Below are 26,378 nucleotides of genomic sequence, written 5' to 3'. Positions count from 1 at the left end.
TTCTCTTTACACCTTGTCTAACTTCGACTTGGCCCTCAGGCCGTTCACTCTCGCGCCACCTGCGCGAGAGGGTGCAACATTCTCGCCGTTTCAGCCGGCTCGCTGCGCCGGCTTGTGGTAAAGGCCGGCGAACATCTGCGCCATGGCATCTTCACTCGGTTCCTCGGCGGCCTGCAGCCCTACTGCACGACTGACCAGTTGATGGCTGCGCGGCACTTGCAGATCATCAGGGATCCGCGGCCCGTCTGTGACATAGGCTACCGGCAGTTGCTGGCCTATAGCCAGACCTAAAACCTCGCCCAGGCTCGCCGCCTCATCCAGTTTCGTCAGTATGCAGCCTGCGAGGCCACAACGCTTATAACTATGGTAGGCCGCCTTGAGCACTTGGCTCTGACTTGTTGCCGCCAGTACCAGATAATTCTTCGCCTTGATGCGTGCCGAGGCCAGGCTTTCCAGCTGCAGGCGCAGCGCCGGATCGTTACCCGGCAAGCCGGCAGTATCGACCAGCACCACGCGCTTCTTGGCCAGTGGGGCCAAAGCCTGCAGCAGAGACTGACCGGGGTCGATCTGGGTCACCGAAACGCCAAGGATACGCCCGAGCGTCTTGAGCTGCTCCTGCGCACCGATACGAAAGCTGTCCATGCTCACCAGAGCGACCTGTTGCGCGCCGTACTTAAGCACGTAGCGGGCGGCCAGCTTGGCCAGAGTAGTAGTCTTGCCCATGCCGGCAGGACCGACCAGCGCGATCACTCCGCCCTCTTCCAGCGGCTCGACCTTGGGCGTTTTGATCGCATGAGCCAGGTGCGCCAGCAGCATGCGCCAGGCCTGACGAGGCTCGGCCACGCCCGCGACCTTGCCCAGCAGCGCTTGGGTCAATTCGGCGGACAGCCCCATGCGCTGTAGGCGACGCCACAGATTGGCTTGTTGCGGGCGGCGGTTCTGCAGTTGCCCCCAGGCGATGGAGCCCAGTTGCACTTCGATCAGCTCACGCAGGCCGTTGAGCTCGAAGCGCATGGCATCCAGCGCACGTGGATCGACCGCCGGCGTAGCAGGCGCTGCGGCCTCGACCGGGCGCTGCGGCTTGACCGGAGTCGCCGGCAGCTCCGGTGCCAACAAGGATTCATTGGCGAACAGTTGACGGTCCTTACCGGCATCCTGCTCGGCACGGGTGGTCAGCTCGGCCTGGGCGCTGGCGATGCGCGCCTGGGTCTTGCGCAATTCGGCTTCCAGTGCCGGGTTCGGGCGTACCGGCGTCGGCGCCTGGTAATCCAGCGCAGCAGTCAGCTCGACGCCACCGGCAACGCGGCGATTGCCGATGATCGAGGCATCAGCGCCCAATTCGTCACGCACCAGTTTCATGGCGGTCCGCATATCGGCGGCGAAGAAGCGTTTGACCTGCATGACCCTTTACCTCAGTTCTGGCCAACCGTAGCGACTATGGTGACCTGCTTGTTGTCCGGAATTTCCTGGTACGCCAGCACGTGCATGCTAGGTACCGCCAGCCGCGCGAAGCGCGACAGCATCGCCCGGACCGGTCCGGCTACCAGCAGAATCACCGGCTTGCCGAGCATTTCCTGGCGCTGCGCCGCTTCCACCAGGGAACGCTGCAGCTTCTCGGCCATGCCAGGTTCGAGGAGGATGCCATCCTCGCTACCCTGACCGGCCTTCTGCAGACTGTTCAGCAATATCTGTTCCAACCTTGGTTCAAGGGTGATCACAGGCAGCTCCGGCTCTAGTCCCACAATGCTTTGCACGATGGCGCGGGCCAGCGACACGCGAACGGCCGCCACCATGGCGGCGGGATCTTGACTCTTTGGTGCGACATTGGCGATCGCCTCGGCGATGGTACGGATGTCGCGTACCGGCACCTGTTCCTGCAACAGCGCCTGCAACACCTTGAGCAGCGTCGACAGCGACACCAGTCCGGGCACCAGTTCTTCGGCCAGCTTGGGCGAACTCTTGGCCAGCAGTTGCATCAGCTGCTGCACCTCCTCATGTCCGAGCAGCTCGTGAGCGTGCTTGTGCAGGATCTGATTCAGGTGAGTAGCGACCACGGTGCTGGCATCGACCACGGTGTAACCGAGCGATTGCGCCTGGTCACGCTGACTGGGATCGATCCACACCGCCTCCAGACCGAACGCCGGATCTTTGGCGGCGATGCCATTGAGCGGGCCGAACACCTGGCCGGGATTGATCGCCAGCTCGCGATCCGGGTAGACCTCGGCCTCGGCCACACTGACGCCCATCAGCGTCAGGCGATAGGCATTGGGCGCAAGATCAAGGTTGTCGCGGATATGCACCGACGGCATGAGAAAGCCCATCTCCTGCGACAGCTTCTTGCGTACACCCTTGATCCGCGCCAGCAACTGGCCACCCTGGTTACGATCGACCAACGGGATCAGCCGATAGCCCACCTCCAAACCGACCATATCCACCGGTGTCACATCATCCCAACCCAGCTCCTTGACCTCCTGCGCCTTCTGCGCCGGGATCAGCTCCTGTTGGCGCTGGACCTCCTTGACCTCCTCTTCCTTGATCTTGCGTTGACGGTGGGCGATCCAATAGGCGCCGCCAGCAGCGATCAGGCCCAGGCTGATGAAGGAGAAATGCGGCATGCCCGGCACCAGGCCCATGGCGATCATGATCGCCGCAGCCACGGCCAATGCCCGCGGCGAGGCGAACATCTGCCGATTGACCTGGGCGCCCATGTCTTCGGAGATGGAAACCCGGGTAACCATCACCGCAGCGGCGGTCGACAGCAGCAGGGAAGGAATCTGCGCCACCAGGCCGTCACCGATGGTCAGCAGGGTATAGACCTTACCGGCGTCAGCGAAAGCCAGGCTGTGCTGCAGCACGCCAATGGCGATACCGCCGATGAGGTTGATGAACAGAATCAGCAGGCCGGCGATGGCATCGCCACGGACGAACTTGCTGGCACCGTCCATCGAGCCATAGAAATCCGCCTCCTGCGCCACTTCCGAACGACGCTTCTTGGCTTCGACCTGATCGATCAGACCGGCGTTGAGGTCGGCGTCGATGGCCATCTGCTTGCCAGGCATGGCATCAAGGGTGAAGCGCGCGCTCACCTCGGAGATACGCCCGGCGCCCTTGGTGACCACGACGAAGTTGATGATCATCAAAATGGCGAACACCACGATACCGACCACGTAGTTGCCGCCGATCACCACTTCACCGAAGGCCTGGATCACTTGGCCGGCCGCACCGTGCCCCTCGTGACCGTTGAGCAGCACAACACGGGTCGAGGCCACGTTCAGCGCCAGACGCAATAGCGTCGCAGCCAGCAGGATGGTGGGGAATACCGCAAAGTCCAATGGACGCAGCGCATAGATACTGACCAGCAGCACGACGATCGACAGGGCGATGCTGAAGGTGAACAGCACATCGAGCAGGAACGCCGGGATCGGCAGCATGACCATGCCGAGCATGACCAGCAGCAGCAAGGGAATACCCAGATTGCCGTGGCGCAGGCCCGCCAGATTGCTGCGGACATCACCGATTAACTGTGCGCGATCTACTGCCACGTCCCTACCCCAAGCCGTTCAATCTTTTGACGCGAAAGTGCGTCCTGAAGGGGTAATGGCAAGAAGCGTTCCAGAAATGACGGAGCAGCGCTTAGAACGCTCAAGAGTCGCGGCGCAGATCCGCAGGAATGGGCAAATCCGGTAGAGGTCCCGGTCGCTTGCCCTTGCCGGCCTTGTACTGGCGCAGCTGATAGACGTAGGCCAGGACCTGGGCCACCGCCAGGTAAAGGCCCGCGGGAATTTCCTGATCGAGCTCGGTGGAGTAATACACGGCCCGCGCCAGCGCCGGAGACTCAAGCACCATCACCTGATGCTCCTGGGCGATCTCGCGGATCTTCAACGCCAGGAAGTCACCGCCCTTGGCCAGCAGCATCGGCGCGCCTCCCTTCTCCGGGTCATACTTGAGCGCCACAGCGAAGTGCGTCGGGTTGGTGATCACCACGTCGGCCTGTGGCACCGCCTGCATCATCCGGCGCTCGGCCATTTCGCGCTGCAGCTGACGAATACGCCCCTTGACCTCGGGCTTGCCCTCGGTGTCCTTGTACTCGTCGCGCACTTCCTGCTTGGTCATCATCAGCTTCTGCTTGTGACTCCACAGCTGGAACGGTACATCCACGGCGGCGATCAGGATCAGGCCGCAGGACAACCAAAACGCGCTCCAGCCAACCACCTTGAGACTGTGCAGGATGGCCGGCTCGATAGGCTCGTTGGCAATCGCCAGCAGATCATCCTGATCCACCGAAAGTACCACCAGCGCCACGGCGAGGATGACCAGGAACTTGGCCAGCGCCTTGATCAGCTCGACCAGAGCCTGAACCGAAAACATCCGTTTGAGACCCGCCAACGGATTCATCCGGCTGGCCTTCGGTTGCAACGCCTCGGCAGAAAACAGCCAGCCGCCCAATGCAATCGGCCCAGCAACGGAAGCGATCAGCAAGGCAAGCAAAAATGGCTGCACCGCCAATAACGCCTCCTTGCCAGAGGCAAGCAGGTACAGCGCCATGCTGCGCTCACTCATCAACACCTCACGCGGCAGGCTGAAGTTGCCGCGCATGATGTCCATCAGCACATTGCCCATGTAGGCGCCGAAGATGATCAGGGCCACGGTGCCGGTGAGGGTCACCGCCAGGGTGTTGAGTTCCTTGGAGCGAGCGATCTGACCTTTCTTGCGCGACTCTTCAAGTCGCTTGCCTGTGGGTTCCTCGCTCTTGTCAGCGCCGCTCTCGCTCTCAGCCATGCTCGCCCCTCATCGCGTCAACGCGAACTCGCCCAACTGCTGCAGGGCTTCGCTGGCCAGCGCCTGAAACAGGCTGCCGAAATCGGAGAGCCCCACCCAGAAGATCACCAGGCCCATGGCCAGGGTCAGGGGGAAGCCGATGGAAAAGATGTTCAGTTGCGGCGCGGCGCGGGTCATCACACCGAACGCCAGGTTGATCACCAGCAGCGCCGTGACCATGGGCAATGTGAGCAACAGTCCGGCGCCGATCACCCAGCTCAACTTGCCAGCCAATGTCCAGTAGTGGTTGACCATCATCCCCTGCCCCGGCGGCAGACTGATGAAGCTTTCGGCGAGGATTTCCAGCACCACCAGATGGCCGTTGATCGCCAGGAACAGCAGCGTCACCAGCATCAGCATGAACTGGCCGAGTACCGGTACCGACACGCCATTGGTCGGGTCGACCATGGAGGCGAACCCCAGGCCCATCTGCATGGCGATGATCTGCCCCGCTACGGCAAACAGGTGAAAGAACAACTGCAGGATAAAACCGAACATGGCGCCGATCAGCACTTGCTCGAGAATCATCAGCAGGCTGCGCAGACTCAACGCATCGACCTGCGGCATCGGCGGCAGCGTCGGTACCAGCACGACACTGATGGCCAGCGCCAGGTAGAGGCGCACGCGGGTTGGCACCAGCTGGGTGCCGATGATCGGCATCACCATCAGCATCGCGGCGATACGAAACAACGGCAGCAGGAACTGGCCGACCCAGCCGCTGATCTGCTCGTTGCTCAACTCCAACATCGCGCCCTGCCCCTCAACCTATGAGGTACGGAATGTTCTGCATCAGCGTCTGGGTGTACTCCATCAACTGACTCACCAGCCAGGGGCCGGCCCAGATCAGGGTGATCAACATCACCATCAGACGCGGCAGAAAGCTCAAGGTCTGTTCGTTGATCTGCGTAGCCGCCTGGAACATGGCCACGATCAGACCGACCACCAGGCTTGGCACGACTGCCAGACCGACGATCAGCACGATCAGCCAGAGCGCTTCGCGAAACAGGTCAACCGCCACCTCGGGAGTCATCAAAAGCCTCGCTATAACGTGCCGAAACTGGCGGCCAGGGTGCCCATGATCAGCGCCCAGCCATCAACCAGGACGAACAGCATGATCTTGAACGGCAGGGAGATGATCAGTGGCGACAGCATCATCATGCCCATCGCCATGAGGATACTGGCGACCACCATATCGATGATCAAAAACGGTATGAAGATCATGAAGCCGATCTGGAAGGCAGTCTTCAACTCGGAGGTAACGAAAGCCGGCACCAGAATGGTCAGCGGCACGTCCTCGACCCCTGCAAGGTCGGTGCGCTTGGACAGGCGCACGAACAGGGCGAGGTCGCTCTCACGGGTCTGCGCCAACATGAAGTCGCGGATCGGCCCCTCTGCCCGGGTGAGCGCCTCCTGAGCGATGATTTCCTCGTTGAGGTAGGGCTGCAGGGCATCGGTGTTAATCCGATCGAAAACCGGCGCCATGATGAACATCGTCAAAAACAGCGCCAGACCGACGAGGATCTGGTTGGAGGGCGTCTGCTGCAGGCCCAGGGCCTGACGCAGGATGGAAAAGACAATGATGATCCGGGTGAAGCTGGTCATCAGCATGACGAACGCCGGAATGAAACTCAGCGCGGTCATGATCAGCAGAATCTGCAAACTGACCGAGTATTCCTGCTGGCCTTCTGCGTCCGTCGACAGGGTGATGGCCGGAATCGACAGCGGGCTGTTGCCCTGCTGAATCAGCGAGCTGGCGCCGGGCGGATCTTCGGCAAACGCCAGTGAAGCGGCCAGGCTCAGCACCAGCACCAGCAACAAGCGCAGCATCAGGATTTGTCCTTCTGATCCTTGCCCAGCAACTCCATCAGGCGCTGGGCGAATTCCGGTGTAGCCGGCTCGGCATCGGCCAGATGCACGGGCTCCTTGAGTACATGCAGAGGCGCGATACGCCCGGCGGACAGGCCCAGCAAAATCTGCTCGTTGCCTACCTGCACCAGCACCAAGCGATCACGCGGCCCCAGTGGCTGGGTGGCCAGCAGCTTGATCACTTGCCCGCCACGAGGTGCCAACTGCTGCACGCGGCGCAGCAGCCAGGCCAGGACGAAGATCAGGCCGATGACCAGCAACAACCCAAGCAGCAACTGGCCCAGCTGGCCGGCGACATCACTACCGGCCATGGGCGTGGCAGCCTTGCCCGCAGGCTCGGCGGCCAACGCGAGCGCCGGCAGAGCAAGCAACAACGCTAAGAGTCGGGCCATGATCAGCGCAGCTTCTTGATACGTTCGCTGGGGCTGATCACGTCCGTCAGGCGGATGCCGAACTTCTCGTTGACCACCACCACTTCGCCATGAGCGATCAGCGTACCGTTGACCAGCACATCGAGAGGCTCACCAGCCAGGCGATCCAACTCGATCACCGACCCCTGATTGAGCTGCAGCAGGTTACGGATGGTGATGTCGGTATTGCCCACCTCCATCGAGATGGACACCGGAATATCCAGAATCACGTCCAGATTCGGCCCATCCAGGTTGGCCGGCAGGTTGATGGGTGGCGGCGCGCTACCGAACTCCTCCATCGGCGCACGCGGGGCTGCCGGTTGTGCAGCGGCCTGCCCGGCCAGCATCGCATCGATATCGTCCTGCCCCGCATCACCGGCTTCTGCCAGCGCGGCAGCCCACTCATCGGCCAGCGCCTGTTCCTCTGGGGAGGTATTTTCTTCGTCTGCCATCGTCTTTCCTCGCCTGGCTTCAGCTATTCGTTTGCATCGGGTCTGCCGACCCTAGGGGGTTAGTTCCAGCGCCTCAGCGCTGACGTTCGATTGGTTCCAGCACCTGCAGGGCCAGGTTGCCCTTGTGGGCACCCAGCTTGACCTTGAAGGTGGGCACGCCATTGGCTCGCATGACTACGTTCTCCGGCAGCTCCACCGGAATCACGTCGCCCGGCTGCATGTGCAGGATGTCGCGCAGTTTCAACTGACGGCGCGCCACCGTGGCGGCCAGCGGCACGCTGACATCGAGGATGTCTTCGCGCAGGGCCTTGATCCAGCGCTCATCCTGATCGTCGACATCGGATTGGAAGCCGGCATCGAGCATCTCGCGGATCGGCTCGATCATCGAATACGGCATGGTGATGTGCAGGTCGCCGCCACCGCCGTCCAGCTCGATATGGAAGGTGGACACGACCACCACCTCGCTCGGGCTGACGATATTGGCCAGCGCCGGGTTGACCTCGGAGTTGACGTACTCGAAGTTGATGTCCATCACCGCGTGCCAGGCTTCGCGCAGGTCGACGAAGGCCTGGTCGAGCACCATGCGCACCACGCGCAGCTCGGTGGGAGTGAACTCGCGGCCCTCGATCTTGGCGTGACGGCCGTCACCGCCAAAGAAATTGTCGACCAGCTTGAATACCAGCTTGGCATCAAGGATGAACAGGCCAGTGCCGCGCAACGGCTTCATCTTCACCAGATTGAGGCTGGTCGGCACGTACAACGAATGCACGTATTCGCCGAATTTCATCACCTGCACGCCACCGACGGCAACATCGGCCGAGCGGCGCAGCAGGTTGAACATGCTGATGCGCGTGTAACGAGCGAAACGCTCGTTGATCATCTCCAGGGTGGGCATGCGCCCACGGACGATACGATCCTGACTGGTCAGGTCATATTGTTTGACGCTACCCGGTTCCGCGGCGTCCTCGGTTTCTACCAGGCCGTCATCGACACCATGCAGCAGCGCATCGATCTCGTCCTGGGAAAGCAGGTCTTGCACGGCCATCTTCGGCTCCCGCTACTGCAACACGAAATTGGTGAACAGCACCTGCTCGACCACAGTGCTGCCGGTTTCCTTCTGCGCCAGTTCCTGCACGCTGGCCAGCGCCTGCTGCAGGAGCATCTCCTTGCCCAGCGGCGTTTGCAGCGCGGCGAAATCCTGACCGGAAAGCAACATCACCAGACGATTGCGCAGCACCGGCATATGCACCTTGAGCTTCTCCATCCCCGCGGCATCGCGGCTCATCAGGGCCATGCTCACCTGCAGGTAGCGGGTACGGTTCTGGTAATTGAAGTTGACCACGAAGGCCGGCATCAAATCCTGGTAAATGGCCGGCTGACGAACAGGAGCGGCAGCGGCAGCCTCTTCTGGCTTGGCCTCCTCGTGCTTGTCGCCCTTGCTCAGAATGAACCAGGTACCTCCAATGGAAAGGCCGACGGCCAGGAGCAGACCCACCACGATCAGCATGATGAGTTTGAGTTTGCTCTTGCCGGCGGGTTGTCCATCGGCAGCCGGTGCCGCTTCTTTCTTAGCCATGCCAATAATCCGTCAGTGCCTAGGTTCTTTCCGCATTCAAGGGGTTAAGAGCAAGTGTTATGCCAGCATATGAGCAAGCTTGTCTAACTCTGGGCTGCGGATTTAACAGCGCCAGCTGCTTGCTGTCACCCAAAATGCATTCGCCCGAGCACCTTTCGGCAACTCGGGCGAATGCAAGTCTAGCGGAGGAATACCGATCACCGGGCATTACCTAGTACGATGCAACGCTGTCCGTTACTTCAGCGCACCTCCAGGTAAACTCGGCAAGGCATCTTTCAGGCGTAGTAGTCGACCAGTCCACGACCGGAAGTCAAGCGCTCGCTACGCACCTCCTGATGAACGCCTGGTTGCAGCTCCTCCCCTGCGAGCAGGCCATCACGCGAACCTGAACCGCCGCGACTACCCTCGCCTTGCCCCTGCCCCTGCCAACCGCGGCTGAGGGACTGATCGGAAACGTTGGCATCGGCCAGGTTCATGCCTTGCTGGGCAAACAGTTCACGAAGCCGGTGCATCTGCCCCTCCAGCGCCTCACGCACGCCCGCGTTGGGGCTGGCGAAAGTCACCTGGGCCTGATCCTGAGACAGGTTCACACGCACCTCGAGGCGCCCCAGCTCAGCCGGATCGAGCTGAATTTCCGCCGACTTGAGGTTCTGACTGGACAGCCACATGACGCGGTCGACCACCGCCTCGCTCCAGCCGCCCTGCTGCATCGTTACCGGTTGTCCCGGTACCAATGGCGGGCGTTGAGCGGCACCGGCCTGATGATTGAGTGCCTGGGTCAGCGCGCTGAGCTTGCTGACAAATTGATCCGGCCGATTGGGTTGAACACTGTCCTTGAGGCTCTCCAGAGCATCCTTGGCCAGGTTTTCCAGTGGCAGGTCGAGCGTCGACTCTTCGCTGCTTTCGAGGGACTCCTCGCCCTTGCCCATCGCTGCCATGGCGGCGGCGAAATCGGTACTGGTGGCGACCTTGGTACTTTTGGTCGCAGCATCCTGCGGGGCCTGGCCCTTGCCTGCCTCTTCCGCTGGCTGCTTCAGCAACGCCAGCGAGTCGAGTGCGTCGTCCTCCAGCACCGGCTCGGCCTGCTCAGTGGCACCAGTGGTAGCACCGGTAATCACCAGGGCCGGCACATCCGAAGACTCCTCGACGACCGGAGCCTCCGCCACCTGGGCCTGAATACCGCCCAACGCCATCGCCAGGAGCGGATCGAGCTCTTCTTCGGTGCCCTCCTGGGTCGGCAAGGAATTGCCGGAGGCGGCAACCGCAGACTGCTCGGCGGCAGTCGAAGCGGTACCGGGCTCCCCAGCGGTAGGCGCAGAACCCTGCTCCTGGCTGGATTTATCGGCACTGCCTGCGCGCTCACCAGGCTTAGCCTGGCGCTCCTTGGCATACACCTCGGCAAAGCTGGAAGCACCGTTTTTGCTGGGCTCCGGCGCTTTGGCCGGCTGCTTCGCTTTGCTCTTCACCTCAGGCGTAGCCTGCAGGCGAATATCGGGCAACGCGGACATGGACGCTCTCCGTCTGATGGGTCGTGACGAGATCAGAGCAAAGGGCGGGCCAACTTCTGAAAAGCGGTCAGACGCGATAGCGTTGACGCTCGGACTTGAACAGGATGCGTACGATGGCGAACTCGCGCTCGATCTGCTCGATCAACGCCGGAGCCAGCCCCAGCGCCTCACGCCGACCGGCATCCTCGAGTTCCTTGCACAGGCTGGCCAACAGTACCGCGCCCATGTTGCTGCAACTGCCCTTGAAGCTATGCGCTGCCAATCGCAGCCCCTGCGCATCGCCCTCGGCCTGCGCCTGATGCAACAGACGCAAACGTTCCTCGGAATCGGCAACGAAGGTATCGAGCAGAATCGGGTACTCGTCTTCCATGACGTCCTGCAGCGCCGCCAGAACGGCATCGTCGAGATGGATATCGGACACCGGGTCACTCCCTGAACATCAAGGCCCGGATTATGCCTCAGCAGACCAACAAAACTCCACGCTGACGCCCCGTCCGTCGGGGCCGCAGCCAAAGCCGTCACTCAGCTCACGGACCAGCGCCAGGCCGCGCCCGCAGAGCGCATCATCCCGCATCGCCATGAGCCTGGCTGGATCGAAACCAGGCCCGCTGTCCTCTATCCCGACGATAAGGCGGCCGCCATTTCCCTCCGGGAGCATCTGCAGGTGAAAGCGCACATAGCCATCACGCAATGACGCAAGACGCAGACGCCGCTCCCGGTAGTACTCGGCAAAACCACTGGCATCCTGCTTGAGCGAGGAATCGAGGCCCATCACGCCATGTTCCAGCGCATTGGAATAAAGCTCGGCTAGTACCGTATACAGCTCACCGCCACGCGGACGCAGCGCCTGCACGTCCAGCAGCAACTGCAACAGGAATGGCAGCGGATTGAAATGACGCAGGCTCTGCGCACGAAACTCGAAACTGGCCGACCAGTCCATCACGCTGCTCTGGCCACTGTCGGCAAAAGCCAGCGGCCGGGGGCGCTCATCGTCTTCGGCGAGTCCGACCTGGACCATGCTGACATCGTCCTGTTGCTCACCACGGAACGCCACCAGTGCCTGCTGGATTTCCTCGAACAAGGCCTGAGGCTGTCGATTGGCCTCCAGCAACCGGAGCAGACGTTCCTCGCCAAACAGCTGACCATGCTGGTCGCTGGCCTCGAGCACCCCGTCGCTAAGCAGAAAGATGCGATCCCCCGGAGCCAGCGGATAGACCTCGCAACGATCACTGAACGCTGCAGGCTCCAGAATCCCCAGCGGCAGATGGCGGGATACCAGAGGCTGACGTGGGCGGCCATCGGCATGCAGCAGGTAACCATCCGGCAGCCCGCCATTCCACACCTCGAGCAACCCTCGCTTGCTGCTGATGTTGAGCAAGGTGGCGCAGCAGAAAACGCCAACCGGCAGGATGCGCTTTAGCTTGGCGTTGATCTCACGAAGGATCTCGGACAGCGCGTGCCCCTTGGCTGTCATGCCGTAGAACACTTCGGCCAGCGGCATGGCGCCAATCGCCGCAGGCAAGCCATGGCCGGTGAAGTCGCCAAGCATCACGTGCATGCCGCCAGAGGGCTTGTAGGCTGCCAGCAGCAGGTCGCCGTTGAACAGCGCATAGGGGGACTGCATGTAGCGGATATTCGGGGCGTCCAGGCACCCCGAATGCGCCACCTTGTCGAACACCGCCTTGGCCACGCGTTGCTCACGCAGCAGGTGCTCATTGTGGCGGGCGATCAGGTCACGCTGTTGCAATACCGTGTCATGCAGACGACGCAGTCGATCCATCGCGCCGATCTTGGCTTCGAGTATCACTCGGTTATAGGGCTTGGCGAGAAAGTCGTCGCCACCAGCCTCCAGACACTGCACCAGCGCCTCGCCCTCGGTCAGCGAGGTGAGGAAGATGATCGGCACCAGCGCTTCGCCGGCCTGCTCCTTGATCCGGCGCGCCGCTTCGAAGCCATCCATCACTGGCATCAGCGCATCCATCAGCACCAGGTGCGGGCGCTCCTGCTCGAATAGCGCGACCGCCTCCAGGCCGTTGCTGGCCGTGAGCACACGATGTCCCTGGCGACTGACGATAGTGGACAACAGCATGCGATCAGCAGCGTTGTCCTCGGCAATCAGGATCGCGAGACGATCAGGCATCAGCTGATCTGAAACAGCTGCTCGAAGTTGGAAATGGCGAGGATCTTACGCACGTCACTGCTGCAGTTGAGCAGACGAATCTGCGCCGAATCGCCGCCTGCGTGATCACGCAAAAGCAGCAGCATGCCCAGCGCCGAACTATCGAGGTAACTGGTGTCACGCAGGTCGACCTGATAGCGCTTGGGCGTCACGTTGACGCGCTCGTAGGCGTCACGAAATTCCTGGTGGGAGGCGAAGTCGAAGCGTCCTCTAATCACGATGGTCAGCTCTTGCCCGTCCGCCGACGGCTGCGAGGTGATGGCCATGTCTACTCCTTTGTCGAGACTTTGCCGGATAGGGCGTTCACGATTGAAGGTGTAGCATCTGCCAGGCAACGAAACAACTTCTATTCAGGGTTCGCCCCGGTCGACCAGCCGCTGCGCCAGCTCATCGAGCAGTTTCTGCTCGCGCTTGTCTTCAGCCAGACGGGCTTCGTCGATGTAACGCTGCACCAGCTTGCGCAGCCCTTCGAGACGGGCATAGCGTTGCTGCCATACTGCACGCACCTTTTCCAGGTTGGCGCGGTGCCACTCCAGACTTTGCTGCTGCTGGCCAACCGCAGTTTCTAGCTGCGACAGAAAGCGCTGGTAATTCATTAGCCACTGGCCGGAAACGCCCTTGCTGCCCTCGCTGATCCACTGCTGTTGGTAGTCGCCACGAAAACGCTCCAGCTCGCCCAGCTTGGCCTCGGCCTGGCCGACCAGCCCCTGGCAATGCCCAAGCTGGCGAGCTGCCTCGCGCTCGGCTTTTTCTGCCATCTCGACAACCGGCTGCAGGCGCTTGGCACGACTGAGGCTCATTGCGTCACAGCCTCGATTGCCGCGAAAAGATAACTAACCAGCCTCATCATTGCCCCAGAACGGCAGCGAGTTGCTCCCGGCTCTGCGGCATGCCGACGCTTTCGTCCAAACCCTGACGCAGGTACTGAGCCATGATCGGCTGACGTGCGATGGCCAGGTCGGTGTCCGCATCGCCGCCTGGAACATAGGCGCCGACGCTGATCAGATCGCGACTCTGCTGGTAGCGCGACCAAAGCTGCTTGAAACGCTGCGCCTGCTTGAGTTGCTCCGGCGGCACCACCTGCGGCATGACCCGACTGATCGAGGACTCGATATCGACCGCCGGATAGTGCCCCTCCTCAGCCAGACGGCGGGACAGGACGAAGTGGCCATCGAGCACGCCGCGCGCGGCGTCGGCAATGGGGTCTTGCTGATCATCGCCCTCGCTCAGTACGGTATAGAACGCGGTGATCGAACCACCGCCGGCCTCGGCATTACCGGCACGTTCGACCAACTTGGGCAATTTGGCGAACACCGAGGGAGGATAGCCCTTGGTGGCTGGTGGTTCACCGATGGCCAGGGCGATTTCACGCTGTGCCTGGGCGTAACGCGTCAGCGAATCCATCAGCAACAGAACATTCTTGCCCTTGTCGCGGAAATATTCGGCGATGCGCGTGCAGTACTGCGCAGCGCGCAGTCGCATCAAAGGTGCGTCGTCGGCCGGCGAGGCCACAACGACGGAGCGCTTGAGTCCCTCTTCACCGAGGATCTCGTCAATGAACTCCTTGACCTCCCGCCCACGCTCACCGATCAGGCCGACGACGATGATCTCGGCCTCGGTAAAACGCGTCATCATGCCCAGCAACACCGACTTGCCGACACCGGTACCGGCGAACAGGCCCAGGCGCTGGCCACGCCCAACGGTGAGCAGACCGTTGATCGAGCGAATGCCGACGTCCAGTGGCTGGCTGATGGGATCGCGATTGAGGGGGTTGATGCTCGGGCCATCCATCGGCACCCAATCCTCGGCTTTCATCCCGCCCTTGCCATCCAGCGCGCGGCCGGCACCATCGAGCACACGGCCAAGCATGGTCATGCCCATGGGCAGACGACCGGCATCAGGCAGCGGTACCACGCGCGCGCCGGGTGCAATGCCGGCGAGACTGCCCACCGGCATGAGATAGATCTTGCCCGCGGAAAACCCCATCACCTCGGCCTCGACCTGGACCGGGTGGTAGCTGTCGTCGTTGATCACCAGACAGCGACTGCCAACAGCAGCACGCAGACCTTCGGCCTCCAGGGTAAGGCCGACCATGCGCAGCAGACGCCCTTCGAGTATGGGCTGGCTGGGCAGGCTGATCGCATCGCTGTAGCCCTCCAGACGCCGGGCGAAGCTCACGCGGTCAAGACGCATCGTCGCTATCCAGATCCAGGTTGATATCCGCATCCGGCGGCTGGGTGCTCTGCGCGCGCTGTTGCTCGAACAGTTGCTTGAGGGCCTGCGCCATGCGCGTCTCGACGCTGGCGTCGATCTGACTGTGCTCCGACTCGATGCGGCAACCGCCAGGCAACAGGCTGTCGTCTTCAAGAATGCGCCAGCTCTCTTCATGGCGCTCGCGCAGCGCCTTGATCGTCTCGAAGTCCTGCGGATTGACCTGGATGCGTACGTTGTCCGCACCCATCGGCAACAGCTTGAGTGCCTCGCGCAGAACCTGGCGTATCTGGTTGGAGTCGGTGCTCAGCTCGCGCTGAATCACTTCGCGCACCATATGGCTGACCAGGCGCACCATGGCCACTTCCATCTGCTGGTCCTGCTCGGCAATCGGCTCGAGCAGTTGGCTCATGAGTTTTTCCAGGCTACCAATCTTCAGCGCCAAGGCGGCATCAGCTTCCTGCTTGGCCTTGATCTGGCCGGCATGAAAACCATCCTTCTCGCCGGTGGCGAAGCCTTCGTTGTAGGCATCCTGGCGGATGGCTTCGAGCTCATCGAGCGTCAGCGGTTTGACATCCTCGATAGCGACCTCTTCTACCTGCCCGGTATCCTGAGCTTCGGCTTCAACGGGAGAAGGTGCAAGTTCGTCAGCGGTGACGCCTGTGTCGGCCGATTCTTCACCCGGCGCGTCGAAGCTGGGCAACGCCCAGCGGTCGACGGCCCCCAGATCCTTGGCACGAATCAGCTCGCTCTCAGGCTCCTTGGCTGCCATGGTTTAAACCATCTCCTCGCCACCCTTGCCGCCAAGTACGATCTCTCCGGCCTCGGCCATGCGGCGGGCAATGGTGAGAATTTCCTTCTGCGCGGTTTCGACGTCGCTGACGCGCACCGGCCCCTTGGCTTCCAGATCATCGCGCAACAGCTCGGCAGCGCGTTTGGACATGTTCTTGAACACCTTGTCCTTGATCGCATCGTCGGCGCCCTTGAGCGCCAGCACCAGCACTTCGGACGAGACTTCGCGCATCAGCGCCTGGATACCGCGGTCGTCGACATCGGCCAGGTTGTCGAAGACGAACATGAGGTCCTCGATCTGCGTCGACAGGTCTTCGTCCACCTCGCGGATCGAGTCCATCAGCTGACCTTCCACCGAACTGTCGAGGAAGTTCATGATGTCCGCCGCACGCTTGACGCCGCCCATGGTGGCACGTGTGGTGTTGGCGCTGCCGGAGAACTGCTTCTCGAGAATCTGATTGAGTTCCTTGAGCGCGGACGGCTGCACGGTGTTGAGCGAAGACACGCGCAGAATGATGTCCAGACGCACCTTGTGGTCAAAATGGCTGAGCACCTCACCGGCCTGATCGGGGTCGAGGTAAGCGACGACGATGGCCTGGATCTGCGGGTGCTCGTAGCGAATCACGTCGGCAACGGCGCGCGGCTCCATCCACTTCAGGCTATCCAGGCCGCTGGTACTGCCGCCCAGGAGAATGCGATCGATAAGGTTGCCGGCCTTGTCCTCACCCAGTGCTGCGGTGAGCATCTTGCGGATGTAGCCATCGGAACCGACGCCCAGGCTGGTTTGGTCGCCGACGATCTCGACGAACTCGCTCATCACCTGCTCGACCTGCTCGCGATGGATGTTGCGCATCCCGGCCATGGCGACACCAACGCGCTGCACTTCCTTGGGCCCGAGATGGCGCAGCACCTGCGCGGCATCGGTCTCGCCCAGCGAAAGTAGCAGGATCGCGGCCTTGTCGACCTTGGTCAGCTTGGTAGCGGTACGATTATCACTCATCGGAGTTGATCCACTCTTTGACGACCTGGGCTACACGGCCAGGATCTTCCGCCACCAGACTCTTGATGGCGTTCAGTTGCGCATCATACCCCTCACTGGGGCTAGGCAGCATTATGCTCTGCGGCCCACCAAGGCTGACGCGATCATCGGACAGCTCACCATCCAGGCCGGCCATCTCACCAAGTTCGACATCGCCGGAACCAGCCAGGTCCTTGCCCCTGCCGCCACCAGTGATGTTGTTGAGCACCGGACGCAGCACACCGAACACCAACACCAGAATGAACAATACGCCGAGCACCTGTTTGACGATGTCCCAGAACCAGGGCTGGGTGTAGAACGGAATATCGGGAATCTCCTCGCCCAGCGATGCTGTGAAGGCAGTGTTGATCACGCTGACGCTGTCACCGCGACTGGCATCGAAGCCCACCGAGTCCTGAACCAGGCGAGTGAAACGTGCCAGGTCATCGGCCGTCCACGGCACTCGGCTGGTCTCACCGGTAGCCGGGTCGACCCGGACTTGATCGTCCACCACCACGGCGACCGACAAACGACGCAAGCGCCCTTGCTGCTGGCGGGTGTAACTGATGGAGCGATCCAGCTCGAAGTTGCGGGTTGACTGCTCACGCTTGTCCGCCGGATACGGCGCCAGCATCGGCTGGCCGGTAGCCGGGTCCATGATCTGCTGGCCGTTGGCATCGACCAGCGGTTGACCTGCTGCCACCGGGCCTGCCGGAGCAGCAGCGCCTGCAGCCTGTTGCGGAGCGGCAGCCGGGCCAGGCGGTTGGTTGGACAGAGCCCCCGGCACACCCTGCGGCGGTAGGCTGCTCTGGCGCTGCTCGTTGACCTGCTGTTCGCTACGCAGTGCCGGCTGGTCCGGGTTGAACATTTCGGAGGTGGACTCTACCGAGCTGAAATCCACGTCAGCCGAAACTTCGGCCTTGTAGCGCCCGGTACCCAGCACTGGCTGCAGGATATTGTGTACACGCTGGGTGAACAGCCCCTCCATGCGCCGGGTGTAGTCGAACTGCTTGCCAGCCATGGTCAGCTCGGAAAGCTCCTGCTGATCGGAGAGCAAATTGCCCTTCTGATCGACGACGGTGACCTGCCCCTTGTCCAACTCGGGCACGCTGGTCGCCACCAGATTGACGATTGCCATCACCTGGCTCGGCTCCAACGCACGTCCCGGATAGAGCTCCACCAGGACCGAAGCGGACGGCTTACGCTCGTCACGCACGAAGACTGATGCCTTTGGCATGGCTAGGTGGACACGCGCAGCCTTGACGTTATTGAGGCTGGCGACCGTGCGCGCCAATTCACCTTCGAGGCCACGGCGATAACGGGTCGCCTCCATGAACTGGCTGGTGCCAAGCCCCTGTTCGCGATCGAGGATTTCGAAGCCGACACTGGTGTCGGTCGGCGCCACACCAGCGGCGGCAAGACGCATGCGTGCACGCGCCAGATCGTCTGCCTTGACCAGCAGCGCACCGGAGTTGGGTTCGATGGTGTAGTCGATACCGGAAGCTGTCAGGGTCTCGACCACCTGGGTAGCATCCATACCGTTGAGGCTGCCGTAGAGCGGACGGTAATCCGGCTGCTGCGACCAGAGCACCACGGCAAAACCGATGGCCACGCTGGCAGCCAGACCGACCAGCAGGCCGAGCTGACGCAGCACCGACATTTCGGCGAGATTCTCCAGGAAGCTAAGGCCCAGCAGGGGCTTCTTCGGCTCACCTGCTTCGGCCTTGGCCGGTACGTTTGCTACTGCTGCTTCAGCCATGAATCAACCCTCAGACCGGCATCTGCATGATGTCTTGATAAGCCTGGACCAGCTTGTTGCGCACCTGGGTCATGGCTTGAAAGGATACGCTGGCTTTCTGCGAGGCGATCATCACGTCGGTCAGATCGACCCCGCTCTGGCCCATCTCGAAGGCAGTGGCGAGCTTGTTGGAGGCCTGCTGGGTCTCGTTGACCTTGTTCACCGCCTGGCCGAGCATTTCCGAGAAGCTCGGCGCACCCTGCACTGGCTCGCTCGCAGCAGGCTTCTGACGCGCCATGGCCTCAGCCTGCATGGAACGCATTTCCAGCATCAAGCGATTGAATTCGACACCCTGGCTCATCACATCCTCCACTGCCCGCTTTTTGACACTAGCGGCGCTATATGGGGGTATTAGCAACAAGGGTGCCAAAAGAGCGGCCAGCGATGGCAAGGCTAAGACGGCAGAGGGAAGCACCCTGGAATCGGGCCAATGAAGGGTAAAAGCGAAGAGGCAAACCAGACGCTAAAGAAAACGCCTGGTTCCCCCTTGAAGACAGGATTTGGACGAGGCCAGTTTAACTGGCGTACAGATAAGCCTCGACATCCATACCGGCATCGCGCATCTGAGCCAGCTTGTAGCGCAGCGTACGGGGGCTGATGCCCAGTCTCTCGGCCGCCTCCTTGCGACGGCCGCGCTCAGCGCGCAAGGTATCGATGATCACTTGGAACTCGCGACGGCGAAGATCCTCACCCAGGGCGCTGGAATCCGCCGCACCGGTCGCTTCCCCCGGCTGCGGCAAAAGTGGCGCGACGCTCGGCACGACCGCCAGACGCGGCGCGGCAATCTGTACCGTTTGGCCGATCGGCGCGTGCAGGCAGAGATCCTGCGCCTGGATCACCCCGCCCTGCTGCAGGATCAATGCGCGCTGGATGGCATTATCCAACTCGCGCACGTTACCCGGCCACTGATGCTGCACCAGGCTTTGCGCAGCAGACTCGGACAGACGCACCGGTGCCTGATTCATTTTTTTGACGTGTTTGGCCAGCAGCCGCTCAGCTAGCGGCAGGATATCGGCAGGTCGTTCACGCAGCGGTCGCCAGGCCAGCGGGAAAACCGACAGGCGATAGTAGAGATCTTCACGAAACCGTCCCGCTGCGACTTCGCTGGCAAGGTCACGGTTGCTGGTGGCCAGCACGCGAATATCCAGATTGATCGGCTTGCGCGCTCCGACCCGCTCCACCTCACGCTCCTGCAGCACACGCAGCAACTTGGCCTGCAAACCCAGCGGCATTTCGGAAATTTCGTCGAGTAAAATGGTGCCGCCATCGGCTAACTCGAACTTGCCCGGCTGTGCGTTGACCGCCCCCGTAAACGCCCCCTTCTCATGACCGAACAACGTGGCCTCGAGCATGTTGTCGGGAATTGCCGCGCAGTTGATGGCGATGAATGGCCCAGCTGCACGTGGCGACTGCTGATGGATATAGCGTGCCAATACCTCCTTGCCGGTACCGGACTCACCGGTAATCATCACCGTCGAATCACTCTGCGCCACGCGGGATGCCAGCTCCAGCAGCTGCACGCTGGCGGGCTCGAGCGCGACCGGCCCATCACGATCACCCGCCGTCAATTTTCCGAGCGCATGCATGGCAACGAGTTCCAGCAGCGTGCGTGGTTCGAACGGCTTGACGAGATAATCGGCCGCCCCCTGGCGAATGGCATCCACCGCGCGCTCCACGGCACCGAAGGCCGTCATCAGCAACACCGGCAATTGCGGATAGCGACCGCGAATCTGCGCCAGCAGTTGGTGCCCATCCATACCCGGCATATTGACATCGCTGACCACCAGCCCGAACGGCTCCTCGGTCAAGGCGACCAGAGCCGCCTCGGCACAATCGACCGCACGATAATCATGCCCGCCCAGGCACAGGGTATCGGCCAGGGCTTCGCGCAGGGCGCGATCGTCTTCAACCAACAGGACTTTGGCAGCCATGGATTACTCCCGATTCGAGTGAGGCGCTGCATCAAGCAGCGGCAAAGAAACAATGGCGCAGGTGCCACGACCTGCACGTGATTGCAGCAGCAACTGGCCCTGATGAGCACGCGCCACCGCCTTGACCACCGCGAGGCCGAGGCCGGTGCCAGTGGTCTTGGTGGTAAAGAAGGGTTCGCCCAGACGCGCCAGGGTTTCCTGGCTCATACCCGGTCCGTTATCGCTGACGCATAGGCGTAACTGGCCATCGCGGCGATACAGATGAATCTTCAGACGGGCATCGCGACCAGCAGCCTGGATCGCATTATCGATCAGGTTGAGCACGGTGCCGACCAGCGTGTCGCGATTGCACAGCAGTTCGCCATCGCGGACATCGCACTGCCAGCGCACGGCCATATCGCCCACATGCGCGTCAGCGGCCGCGCGCAGCGCATCGAACAAGATCGATGGCGACAGGCGATCCGGCAGCGGCAGTTCGCCACGAGCGAAGATCAGCATGTCCCGAACCTGGTTCTCCAATTCGTGCAGGCGCTCCTTCAAGCGCCCGGCGAAGCGTTGCTGCTGTTCGGCGGGTAGCACCTGCTCATTCAGATGACTGGCATAAAGCAGCGCGGCGGAGAGCGGCGTGCGGATCTGATGCGCAAGCGAAGCCACCATACGCCCCAGTGCCGAAAGACGCTCATGCCGCGATAGCTGATCCTGCAGGCGACGGGTTTCCGTCAGGTCAGTCAGGAGCACAAGCTGCCCGGGCTCCCCATGCAGGGAACGGGTGGCAATGGATAGGCGACGACCGTCACGCATGGAGATCTCGTGGCCATCGTCTTCGCGCGGAGCGAAGTTGCGGGCAATCACCTGGCGCCAGAGCATGCCCACCAGCGGCTGGCCAAGCAATGCGCGCGCCACGGGATTCGCTTCACGCACGACACCCTGTCCGTCGATGACGATCACCCCACCAGGCAGCAGGTCGAGCAGGCTCTGCAGACGATGCGCCAGGCGTTCCTTCTCTGCCAGCTCCTGCATACGCTGAGCGCTGACGAGAGCCAGTTGCCCCTTCAGCTCGTTGACTCGTGCTTCGAGCAGGCTGTAGGACTCGCTGAGCTGGTTGGACATCTGGTTGAACAGGGCAAAGGCCTGCTCCAGTCCCGCACGACTGGCTTGCTCAAGTGGCGCTGGGACGCTTGGCTCGGCTGACTCGGTAGGACGACGATTGGCTTCCATCTGCTTCTCTCGTACGGCGCACCGTCAGAAGACGGTCGGATACAAGAGCCTTAGCAATCCCCGTGCCTACTTTTTTGTTCTTATTTTTCAATAGCTTGAAAAAACGAAGCCGGAGCTTGCGTCAAAGCTCCGTTCTTTACGACATTAGCCTGTGAGGCTGACGAATCAATCCTCGTCCTGGCCATCCTCTTCGCGGCGACTCATCCCGTATTTGCGCATCTTCTCCACCAACGTGGTTCGACGAATACGAAGACGCTCGGCAGCACGAGCCACCACGCCGCCGGCATCATCCAGCGCCTGCTGAATAAGGCCCTGCTCCAGATTACCAAGGTAGTCCTTCAGATCCAGACCTTCGGGCGGCAGCATGGCCGGCGTATCGAGGCCCGGAAGGCCGGCCATGATCGCCGCGCGTTCTTCCATCTCGTCACGCAGGCTGGCGGCGAGCTGCTCGTCTTCGTCATCGACATGGCGGAATTTCTTTGGCAGCTCGCCGACACCGATCACGCCGTAGGGATGCATGATCGCCATGCGCTCTACCAGGTTAGCCAGCTCACGTACGTTGCCCGCCCAGTCATGACGGCACAGTGACATGATCGCTGCGGAGTTGAAACGGATGGAACCTCGCTTCTCATGCTCCATGCGCGAAATCAGCTCATTCATCAGCAACGGGATATCTTCGATACGCTCGCGCAGCGGCGCCATCTCGATGGGGAAGACATTGAGGCGATAGTACAGATCCTCGCGGAAACTGCCGTCCTCGATCATCCGCTCCAGGTTCTTGTGCGTCGCAGCGATGATGCGTACATCAGCGGTCTGCGTCTTGTTGCTACCGACGCGCTCGAAGGTGCGCTCCTGCAACACACGCAGCAGCTTGACCTGCATCGGCAATGGCATGTCGCCAATCTCGTCGAGGAACAGCGTGCCGCCATTGGCAAGCTCGAAGCGCCCCGCCCGGCTGGTGATGGCACCGGTGAAAGCACCTTTTTCATGCCCAAACAGCTCGCTTTCCAACAGCTCGGCCGGGATGGCACCACAGTTGACCGGCACGAACGGCGCCTCACGACGCTTGGAGTGATAGTGCAGGTTACGCGCCACCACTTCCTTGCCGGTTCCGGACTCACCGAGGATCAACACGCTGGCCTCAGTATCGGCGACCTGCTGCATCATCTGCCGCACCTGTTGAATGGCACGACTGGTACCCACCAGACTGCGGAACAGATTGGGCTCGCGCTGTCGCCCACGATCACGGGCCTGATCGTACATTTCACGATAGACCTGGGCGCGATGAAGAGAGTCGAGCAGCTTGTTGTAGCTGAGCGGGGTCTCCAGACTGGCCAGTACGCGCCGGCGCAAATCCTCCGGCCACTCGGCGAAGCTGAATTCGCCGACCGTCAACAGCGGCAGAAACTCATCCCAGCCAGCGATCTGCTTGGTCAACTCAAGCGCACCACCCTTGGCCTCGACATCGCCAAGCAAAACGCTGAGGACCTCCCGACTGGAACCTAGATTGGCCACGGCACTACGCCAGTTCTGGCTGGTGCAGGCCAAATGCTCCTCCCCGAGAAAACTCAGAATGATCGCCAACTCGTGGCGGCGCGTAGCATTGTCATCGATCAACAGGATTTTGGTTTCACGCCACATCTTGTGCTTGTCTGACCAGAGAAGTGAGGGGGATTGCACGCCAGATCTTCGGCGCACACCGGCAACTTGCCACTAGTAAAGTCAAAAAATTGAAGCCAGTCAATTTTATGGCGTAATTTTTTAGCCAATCGGCGCCAGCATCCAAGCAGTCGCTCGCATAGCTGGGGAATTGCCACAGATAAAAAAGGATAAAAGGAGAAAGCACAGCGAGAGGAAACCGAGGCTAACTAGCTGGTTAGCCTCGGTAGATACAGAGAACTAGCCGAAAAGCTGATAGACCTTAGCGCCCTGGTGGGACTGGTTGAGCTGCACCAGCTCACTGGCCAGACGCTGCTGCTCAGCCTGACAAACGGTGACTAACTCACGGTAGAGTGAGAGGAGGTTTTCCAGGCCGCTGCGCAGGTCTTCTTCGTCACCGCTATCGACCATTGCCGCTTCGACTGCCATGCGGCACTGCAGGTCGAGTTCGCCAATCGCGGTCCAGTCCTGCTTTGCCAAAGCATCACGCAGGGCAGAACCGGTCGCTTGCAAACGCTGGACAGATGAACTCATTTGCTTCTCCTCCGATGCTCGCTCACTACTGAGCGATGGCATCCCAACCCTGCTTGACGTTGCGCAGCAAAACCGACACCTCTTCCAGAAGCTCCGGCTCGTTGCTGACATTGGCTTCAGTCAAACGGGCAATCATGTATTCGTACAAGCTATCGAGATTGCCGGCCAGTTCGCCACCTTGCTGGTGATCGAGACTCTCGCGCAGTCCCGCGACGATGGCAATACTCTTGCCGATCAGCTCGCCTTTCAACGCAGTCTGTCCACGCTCCATCGCACCACGTGCCTGGGCGATGCGAGACAGTCCACCCTCCATCAACATCTGAATCAGACGATGAGGGCTGGCCTCTGCAGCCTGCGCTTGGTTGTTGACGGTCTGATACTGCTTGAGGGCCGCCATTGCGTTCATAGTCGCTCTCGCTCTACAGGTGGGCTGATACTCTGGGTATCGGCTCCAGCGCTTAAAGCTTTAGCGTTTTTTGTGGCTCAAGACGGCCTAGGAATCCGGCTTCGTAAGATCAATCAGACAGCAGGCGCTGGCTCAACCTCAGGACCTATAGCATCCCAGGCGCTCTTGATATCGCCCAGCAGCGCCTGGACCTCTTCCAGAGTGCGCGGTGTATCGTCCAGGGCCACGCCCGCCAGGCGACGGGTCATATAGTCGTAGAGCGCATCAAGGTTCTCGGCGATTTCGCCACCCAGCTCCTTGTCCAGAGCGGCCTGCAATACGCCCAGGATGGTGATCGTACTGCCCACTGCCATACCACGAATCTCGGTGTCGCCCTCAGCCTGCGCGTGCTTGGCAAGCATTACACGCTGAAGTGCCCCTTCAAGCAGCAACTGCACGGTGCGATAGGGAGAAACCTCTTGGCTGGTCTTGACCTGCTTGTAGGCATCGATAGGGTTCTTGCCCATTGCTTAATCCTTTTTCACGAAACCGGGGAGGTTGGCCAGCATACCGCTCAAGCTATCGCTGGTACGGGAGAGCTGCGCCACCAGGGAGTCCATTGCGTTGTACTGGGCATAAAGACGTGTTTGCAGACTTTCGACGCGCTTGTCCAAGCTCTCCCGCTGCTTGTCAATGTTCTTCAGTGTGCCTCGCAAGGCACTATCGCGCTGTTTCAGCACACCGTCGGTAGCCACATAATCGGAAACGAAACCCGAAAGACGCCCCATCAAGCCATCGCTGCCGGTGAGGTAGGCACCGACCTGCTCAAAATTGCTATCCAGCGCCTTGGTCAGCGTGGCGTCATCGAGAGCCAGCTTGCCATCTTTACCAGTAGTGATACCTAGATCAGCCAACGCACGTACGCCAGTCTCACCACCTCCGGTCATCTTAACGATTTCATTGCGCAGCCCCGCCAGTACGCTGCGTACCGTAGAGTCGCCAACCAGCGGGCCAGCCACGGGCTTGGAGCCTTCCACTTCCACGACGGCCGTCAGTTGGGCCGAGGACGTGATCAGGGCGTTATAGGCATCGACGAATTTCTGCAGGTTGCTCTTCACACTAGACCTGTCGACGCCGACAGTCAGGTTGACGGTCTTGCCATCCGTCAGATCAGCGGCGCTCTGTACGGCGACCAAATCGAGCGTAACGCCCTCGAGCGCATCCTCGATCTTGTTACTGCTACGCACCAGCTGCAAACCATCGATGGTCAGTTTCGCAGACTTGGCCTGGCTAATTACTCCCCCCGCGCCACTGTCCGAGCTTGGCTTGAGGAAAGCGCCAGCATTGTCAGGATCAGCCTCTGGCGTGAACGCCTGAGTCGTCAGGGCATTGCCGCCGGTCGTTTCACCATCTTCGGTAACCGCTACCTTGATGTCATTGCCTTCGCCAGTCTTGGTCGAACTCAATACTAGGCGGGAACCAGAATCATCGGTAATGATGGTTGCGCTTATACCACTGCTTTTGCCGGCTTCGTTTATCGCGTCACGCATACCGGCAAGCGTGTTGTTGGCCGCGGTGACATCGACACTGATGCTGGTGTTGCCAGCGGAAATTTCCAGCGTACCGCTGTTGAAAGTAGCCGGAGCATCACCTACACGCGAGACGGACTGCAGGGCTACCTTACTGCTGGCTGCCAGCTGCTGGACCTGAATGCTGTAGGTGCCGGCAGGGGCCGTGGTGGCCGCGGTAGCCTTGAGCACGCTGCTGTTGGAAGTACTGGCAGTGCGAGACTCGAAAAGCGCAGGTTTGTTGAGCGCATCGAGAGCGGTCTTGAACGAGTTCATCGCCCCGGTGAGCGTACCGATCGCCGAAATACGAGTGGTAGTCTGCTTTTCCAGGCGATCGAGCTGATTGGTCTTGGGCGCTCGCTCAGCATTGACCAACGCTGTAACGATCTCGTCGATCTTGATGCCCGAACCGATTCCCGTGATACCCGCCATGATCTCGTACCTCGTCAAAAATT

The 26,378-nt window shown here is 61.1% G+C and carries 27 protein-coding genes; all 27 read right to left on the bottom strand.

Annotation, left to right across the window (positions count from 1 at the left end; genetic code table 11):
• Positions 1–90: 90 nt before the first annotated feature.
• Positions 91–1,401 (bottom strand): flagellar biosynthesis protein FlhF, encoded by a 1,311-nt coding sequence (gene flhF, locus EL191_RS09430; RefSeq protein WP_041978354.1) that lies wholly within the window; start codon positions 1,399–1,401, stop codon positions 91–93.
• A gap of 11 nt (positions 1,402–1,412) precedes the next feature.
• The gene (flhA, locus tag EL191_RS09425) at positions 1,413–3,542 is read right to left on the bottom strand and encodes a flagellar biosynthesis protein FlhA (protein WP_041978352.1); all 2,130 of its coding nucleotides are present in this window, start codon (positions 3,540–3,542) and stop codon (positions 1,413–1,415) included.
• Between the two features lie 100 nt (positions 3,543–3,642).
• Positions 3,643–4,779 (bottom strand): flagellar biosynthesis protein FlhB, encoded by a 1,137-nt coding sequence (flhB, locus tag EL191_RS09420; RefSeq protein WP_017361948.1) that lies wholly within the window; start codon positions 4,777–4,779, stop codon positions 3,643–3,645.
• 9 nt (positions 4,780–4,788) lie between these two features.
• Complete coding sequence (gene fliR / locus EL191_RS09415) at positions 4,789–5,565, bottom strand: flagellar biosynthetic protein FliR (RefSeq protein WP_013714994.1); 777 nt, start codon at positions 5,563–5,565, stop codon at positions 4,789–4,791.
• A 13-nt stretch (positions 5,566–5,578) separates the two neighbouring features.
• Positions 5,579–5,848: a flagellar biosynthesis protein FliQ gene (gene fliQ / locus EL191_RS09410; RefSeq protein ID WP_041978350.1), complete on the bottom strand. Its 270-nt coding sequence runs from the start codon at positions 5,846–5,848 to the stop codon at positions 5,579–5,581.
• 11 nt (positions 5,849–5,859) lie between these two features.
• Complete coding sequence (gene fliP, locus EL191_RS09405; RefSeq protein WP_013714992.1) at positions 5,860–6,645, bottom strand: flagellar type III secretion system pore protein FliP; 786 nt, start codon at positions 6,643–6,645, stop codon at positions 5,860–5,862.
• Positions 6,645–7,076: a flagellar biosynthetic protein FliO gene (gene fliO, locus EL191_RS09400; protein ID WP_026042022.1), complete on the bottom strand. Its 432-nt coding sequence runs from the start codon at positions 7,074–7,076 to the stop codon at positions 6,645–6,647. Before fliO ends, fliP begins: the two co-directional genes overlap by 1 nt.
• A gap of 2 nt (positions 7,077–7,078) precedes the next feature.
• The gene (gene fliN, locus EL191_RS09395) at positions 7,079–7,546 is read right to left on the bottom strand and encodes a flagellar motor switch protein FliN (protein WP_013714990.1); all 468 of its coding nucleotides are present in this window, start codon (positions 7,544–7,546) and stop codon (positions 7,079–7,081) included.
• A gap of 73 nt (positions 7,547–7,619) precedes the next feature.
• Positions 7,620–8,591, bottom strand: coding sequence for a flagellar motor switch protein FliM (fliM, locus tag EL191_RS09390; protein ID WP_013714989.1), 972 nt, complete (start codon positions 8,589–8,591; stop codon positions 7,620–7,622).
• A 12-nt stretch (positions 8,592–8,603) separates the two neighbouring features.
• On the bottom strand, positions 8,604–9,122 hold the full coding sequence (fliL, locus tag EL191_RS09385) for a flagellar basal body-associated protein FliL (RefSeq protein ID WP_013714988.1): 519 nt from the start codon (positions 9,120–9,122) through the stop codon (positions 8,604–8,606).
• Between the two features lie 275 nt (positions 9,123–9,397).
• Entirely contained in the window at positions 9,398–10,630 is a 1,233-nt protein-coding gene (locus tag EL191_RS09380) for a flagellar hook-length control protein FliK (protein ID WP_041978347.1), read from the bottom strand.
• A gap of 67 nt (positions 10,631–10,697) precedes the next feature.
• Entirely contained in the window at positions 10,698–11,051 is a 354-nt protein-coding gene (locus EL191_RS09375; RefSeq protein WP_013714986.1) for an Hpt domain-containing protein, read from the bottom strand.
• 30 nt (positions 11,052–11,081) lie between these two features.
• Positions 11,082–12,770, bottom strand: a complete 1,689-nt coding sequence (locus EL191_RS09370; protein ID WP_017361945.1) for a fused response regulator/phosphatase — start codon at positions 12,768–12,770, stop codon at positions 11,082–11,084.
• Positions 12,770–13,075, bottom strand: coding sequence for an STAS domain-containing protein (locus EL191_RS09365; RefSeq protein ID WP_013714984.1), 306 nt, complete (start codon positions 13,073–13,075; stop codon positions 12,770–12,772). The genes EL191_RS09370 and EL191_RS09365 overlap by 1 nt, the downstream gene beginning before the upstream one ends.
• Positions 13,076–13,159: 84 nt before the next feature.
• Positions 13,160–13,609, bottom strand: coding sequence for a flagellar export protein FliJ (gene fliJ, locus EL191_RS09360; protein WP_013714983.1), 450 nt, complete (start codon positions 13,607–13,609; stop codon positions 13,160–13,162).
• 46 nt (positions 13,610–13,655) lie between these two features.
• Positions 13,656–15,002, bottom strand: coding sequence for a flagellar protein export ATPase FliI (gene fliI, locus EL191_RS09355; protein ID WP_013714982.1), 1,347 nt, complete (start codon positions 15,000–15,002; stop codon positions 13,656–13,658).
• The gene (gene fliH, locus EL191_RS09350) at positions 14,992–15,792 is read right to left on the bottom strand and encodes a flagellar assembly protein FliH (protein ID WP_013714981.1); all 801 of its coding nucleotides are present in this window, start codon (positions 15,790–15,792) and stop codon (positions 14,992–14,994) included. The genes fliI and fliH overlap by 11 nt, the downstream gene beginning before the upstream one ends.
• 3 nt (positions 15,793–15,795) lie before the next feature.
• Positions 15,796–16,812 carry a flagellar motor switch protein FliG gene (gene fliG / locus EL191_RS09345; protein ID WP_013714980.1) on the bottom strand — a complete coding sequence of 339 codons (1,017 nt, stop codon included), beginning with the start codon at positions 16,810–16,812 and terminating at the stop codon, positions 15,796–15,798.
• Positions 16,805–18,589, bottom strand: coding sequence for a flagellar basal-body MS-ring/collar protein FliF (fliF, locus tag EL191_RS09340; protein WP_041978344.1), 1,785 nt, complete (start codon positions 18,587–18,589; stop codon positions 16,805–16,807). Before fliF ends, fliG begins: the two co-directional genes overlap by 8 nt.
• A gap of 10 nt (positions 18,590–18,599) precedes the next feature.
• Positions 18,600–18,929, bottom strand: coding sequence for a flagellar hook-basal body complex protein FliE (fliE, locus tag EL191_RS09335; protein ID WP_013714978.1), 330 nt, complete (start codon positions 18,927–18,929; stop codon positions 18,600–18,602).
• Positions 18,930–19,143: 214 nt separating this feature from the next.
• On the bottom strand, positions 19,144–20,559 hold the full coding sequence (gene fleR, locus EL191_RS09330; RefSeq protein WP_041978341.1) for a sigma-54-dependent response regulator transcription factor FleR: 1,416 nt from the start codon (positions 20,557–20,559) through the stop codon (positions 19,144–19,146).
• A gap of 3 nt (positions 20,560–20,562) precedes the next feature.
• Positions 20,563–21,777 carry a sensor histidine kinase gene (locus tag EL191_RS09325; protein WP_041978339.1) on the bottom strand — a complete coding sequence of 405 codons (1,215 nt, stop codon included), beginning with the start codon at positions 21,775–21,777 and terminating at the stop codon, positions 20,563–20,565.
• Positions 21,778–21,942: 165 nt separating this feature from the next.
• Complete coding sequence (locus EL191_RS09320) at positions 21,943–23,418, bottom strand: sigma-54 dependent transcriptional regulator (RefSeq protein ID WP_041978336.1); 1,476 nt, start codon at positions 23,416–23,418, stop codon at positions 21,943–21,945.
• Positions 23,419–23,676: 258 nt separating this feature from the next.
• The gene (gene fliT, locus EL191_RS09315; protein ID WP_041978334.1) at positions 23,677–23,970 is read right to left on the bottom strand and encodes a flagellar protein FliT; all 294 of its coding nucleotides are present in this window, start codon (positions 23,968–23,970) and stop codon (positions 23,677–23,679) included.
• Positions 23,971–23,995: 25 nt separating this feature from the next.
• Positions 23,996–24,376 (bottom strand): flagellar export chaperone FliS, encoded by a 381-nt coding sequence (gene fliS / locus EL191_RS09310; RefSeq protein ID WP_017361938.1) that lies wholly within the window; start codon positions 24,374–24,376, stop codon positions 23,996–23,998.
• Positions 24,377–24,489: 113 nt separating this feature from the next.
• Complete coding sequence (fliS, locus tag EL191_RS09305; RefSeq protein ID WP_013714972.1) at positions 24,490–24,882, bottom strand: flagellar export chaperone FliS; 393 nt, start codon at positions 24,880–24,882, stop codon at positions 24,490–24,492.
• Positions 24,883–24,885: 3 nt separating this feature from the next.
• A complete protein-coding gene (gene fliD / locus EL191_RS09300; RefSeq protein WP_013714971.1) occupies positions 24,886–26,355 on the bottom strand; it encodes a flagellar filament capping protein FliD in 1,470 nt (489 codons plus the stop codon).
• Between the last annotated feature and the right edge of the window lie 23 nt (positions 26,356–26,378).

Origin of the sequence: Pseudomonas mendocina (genome assembly GCF_900636545.1) — a bacterium.
Taxonomy (GTDB): domain Bacteria; phylum Pseudomonadota; class Gammaproteobacteria; order Pseudomonadales; family Pseudomonadaceae; genus Aquipseudomonas; species Aquipseudomonas mendocina.
The sequence above is the reverse complement of the archived record's forward strand: the minus strand, read 5'-3'. Positions and strand labels throughout refer to the sequence as shown.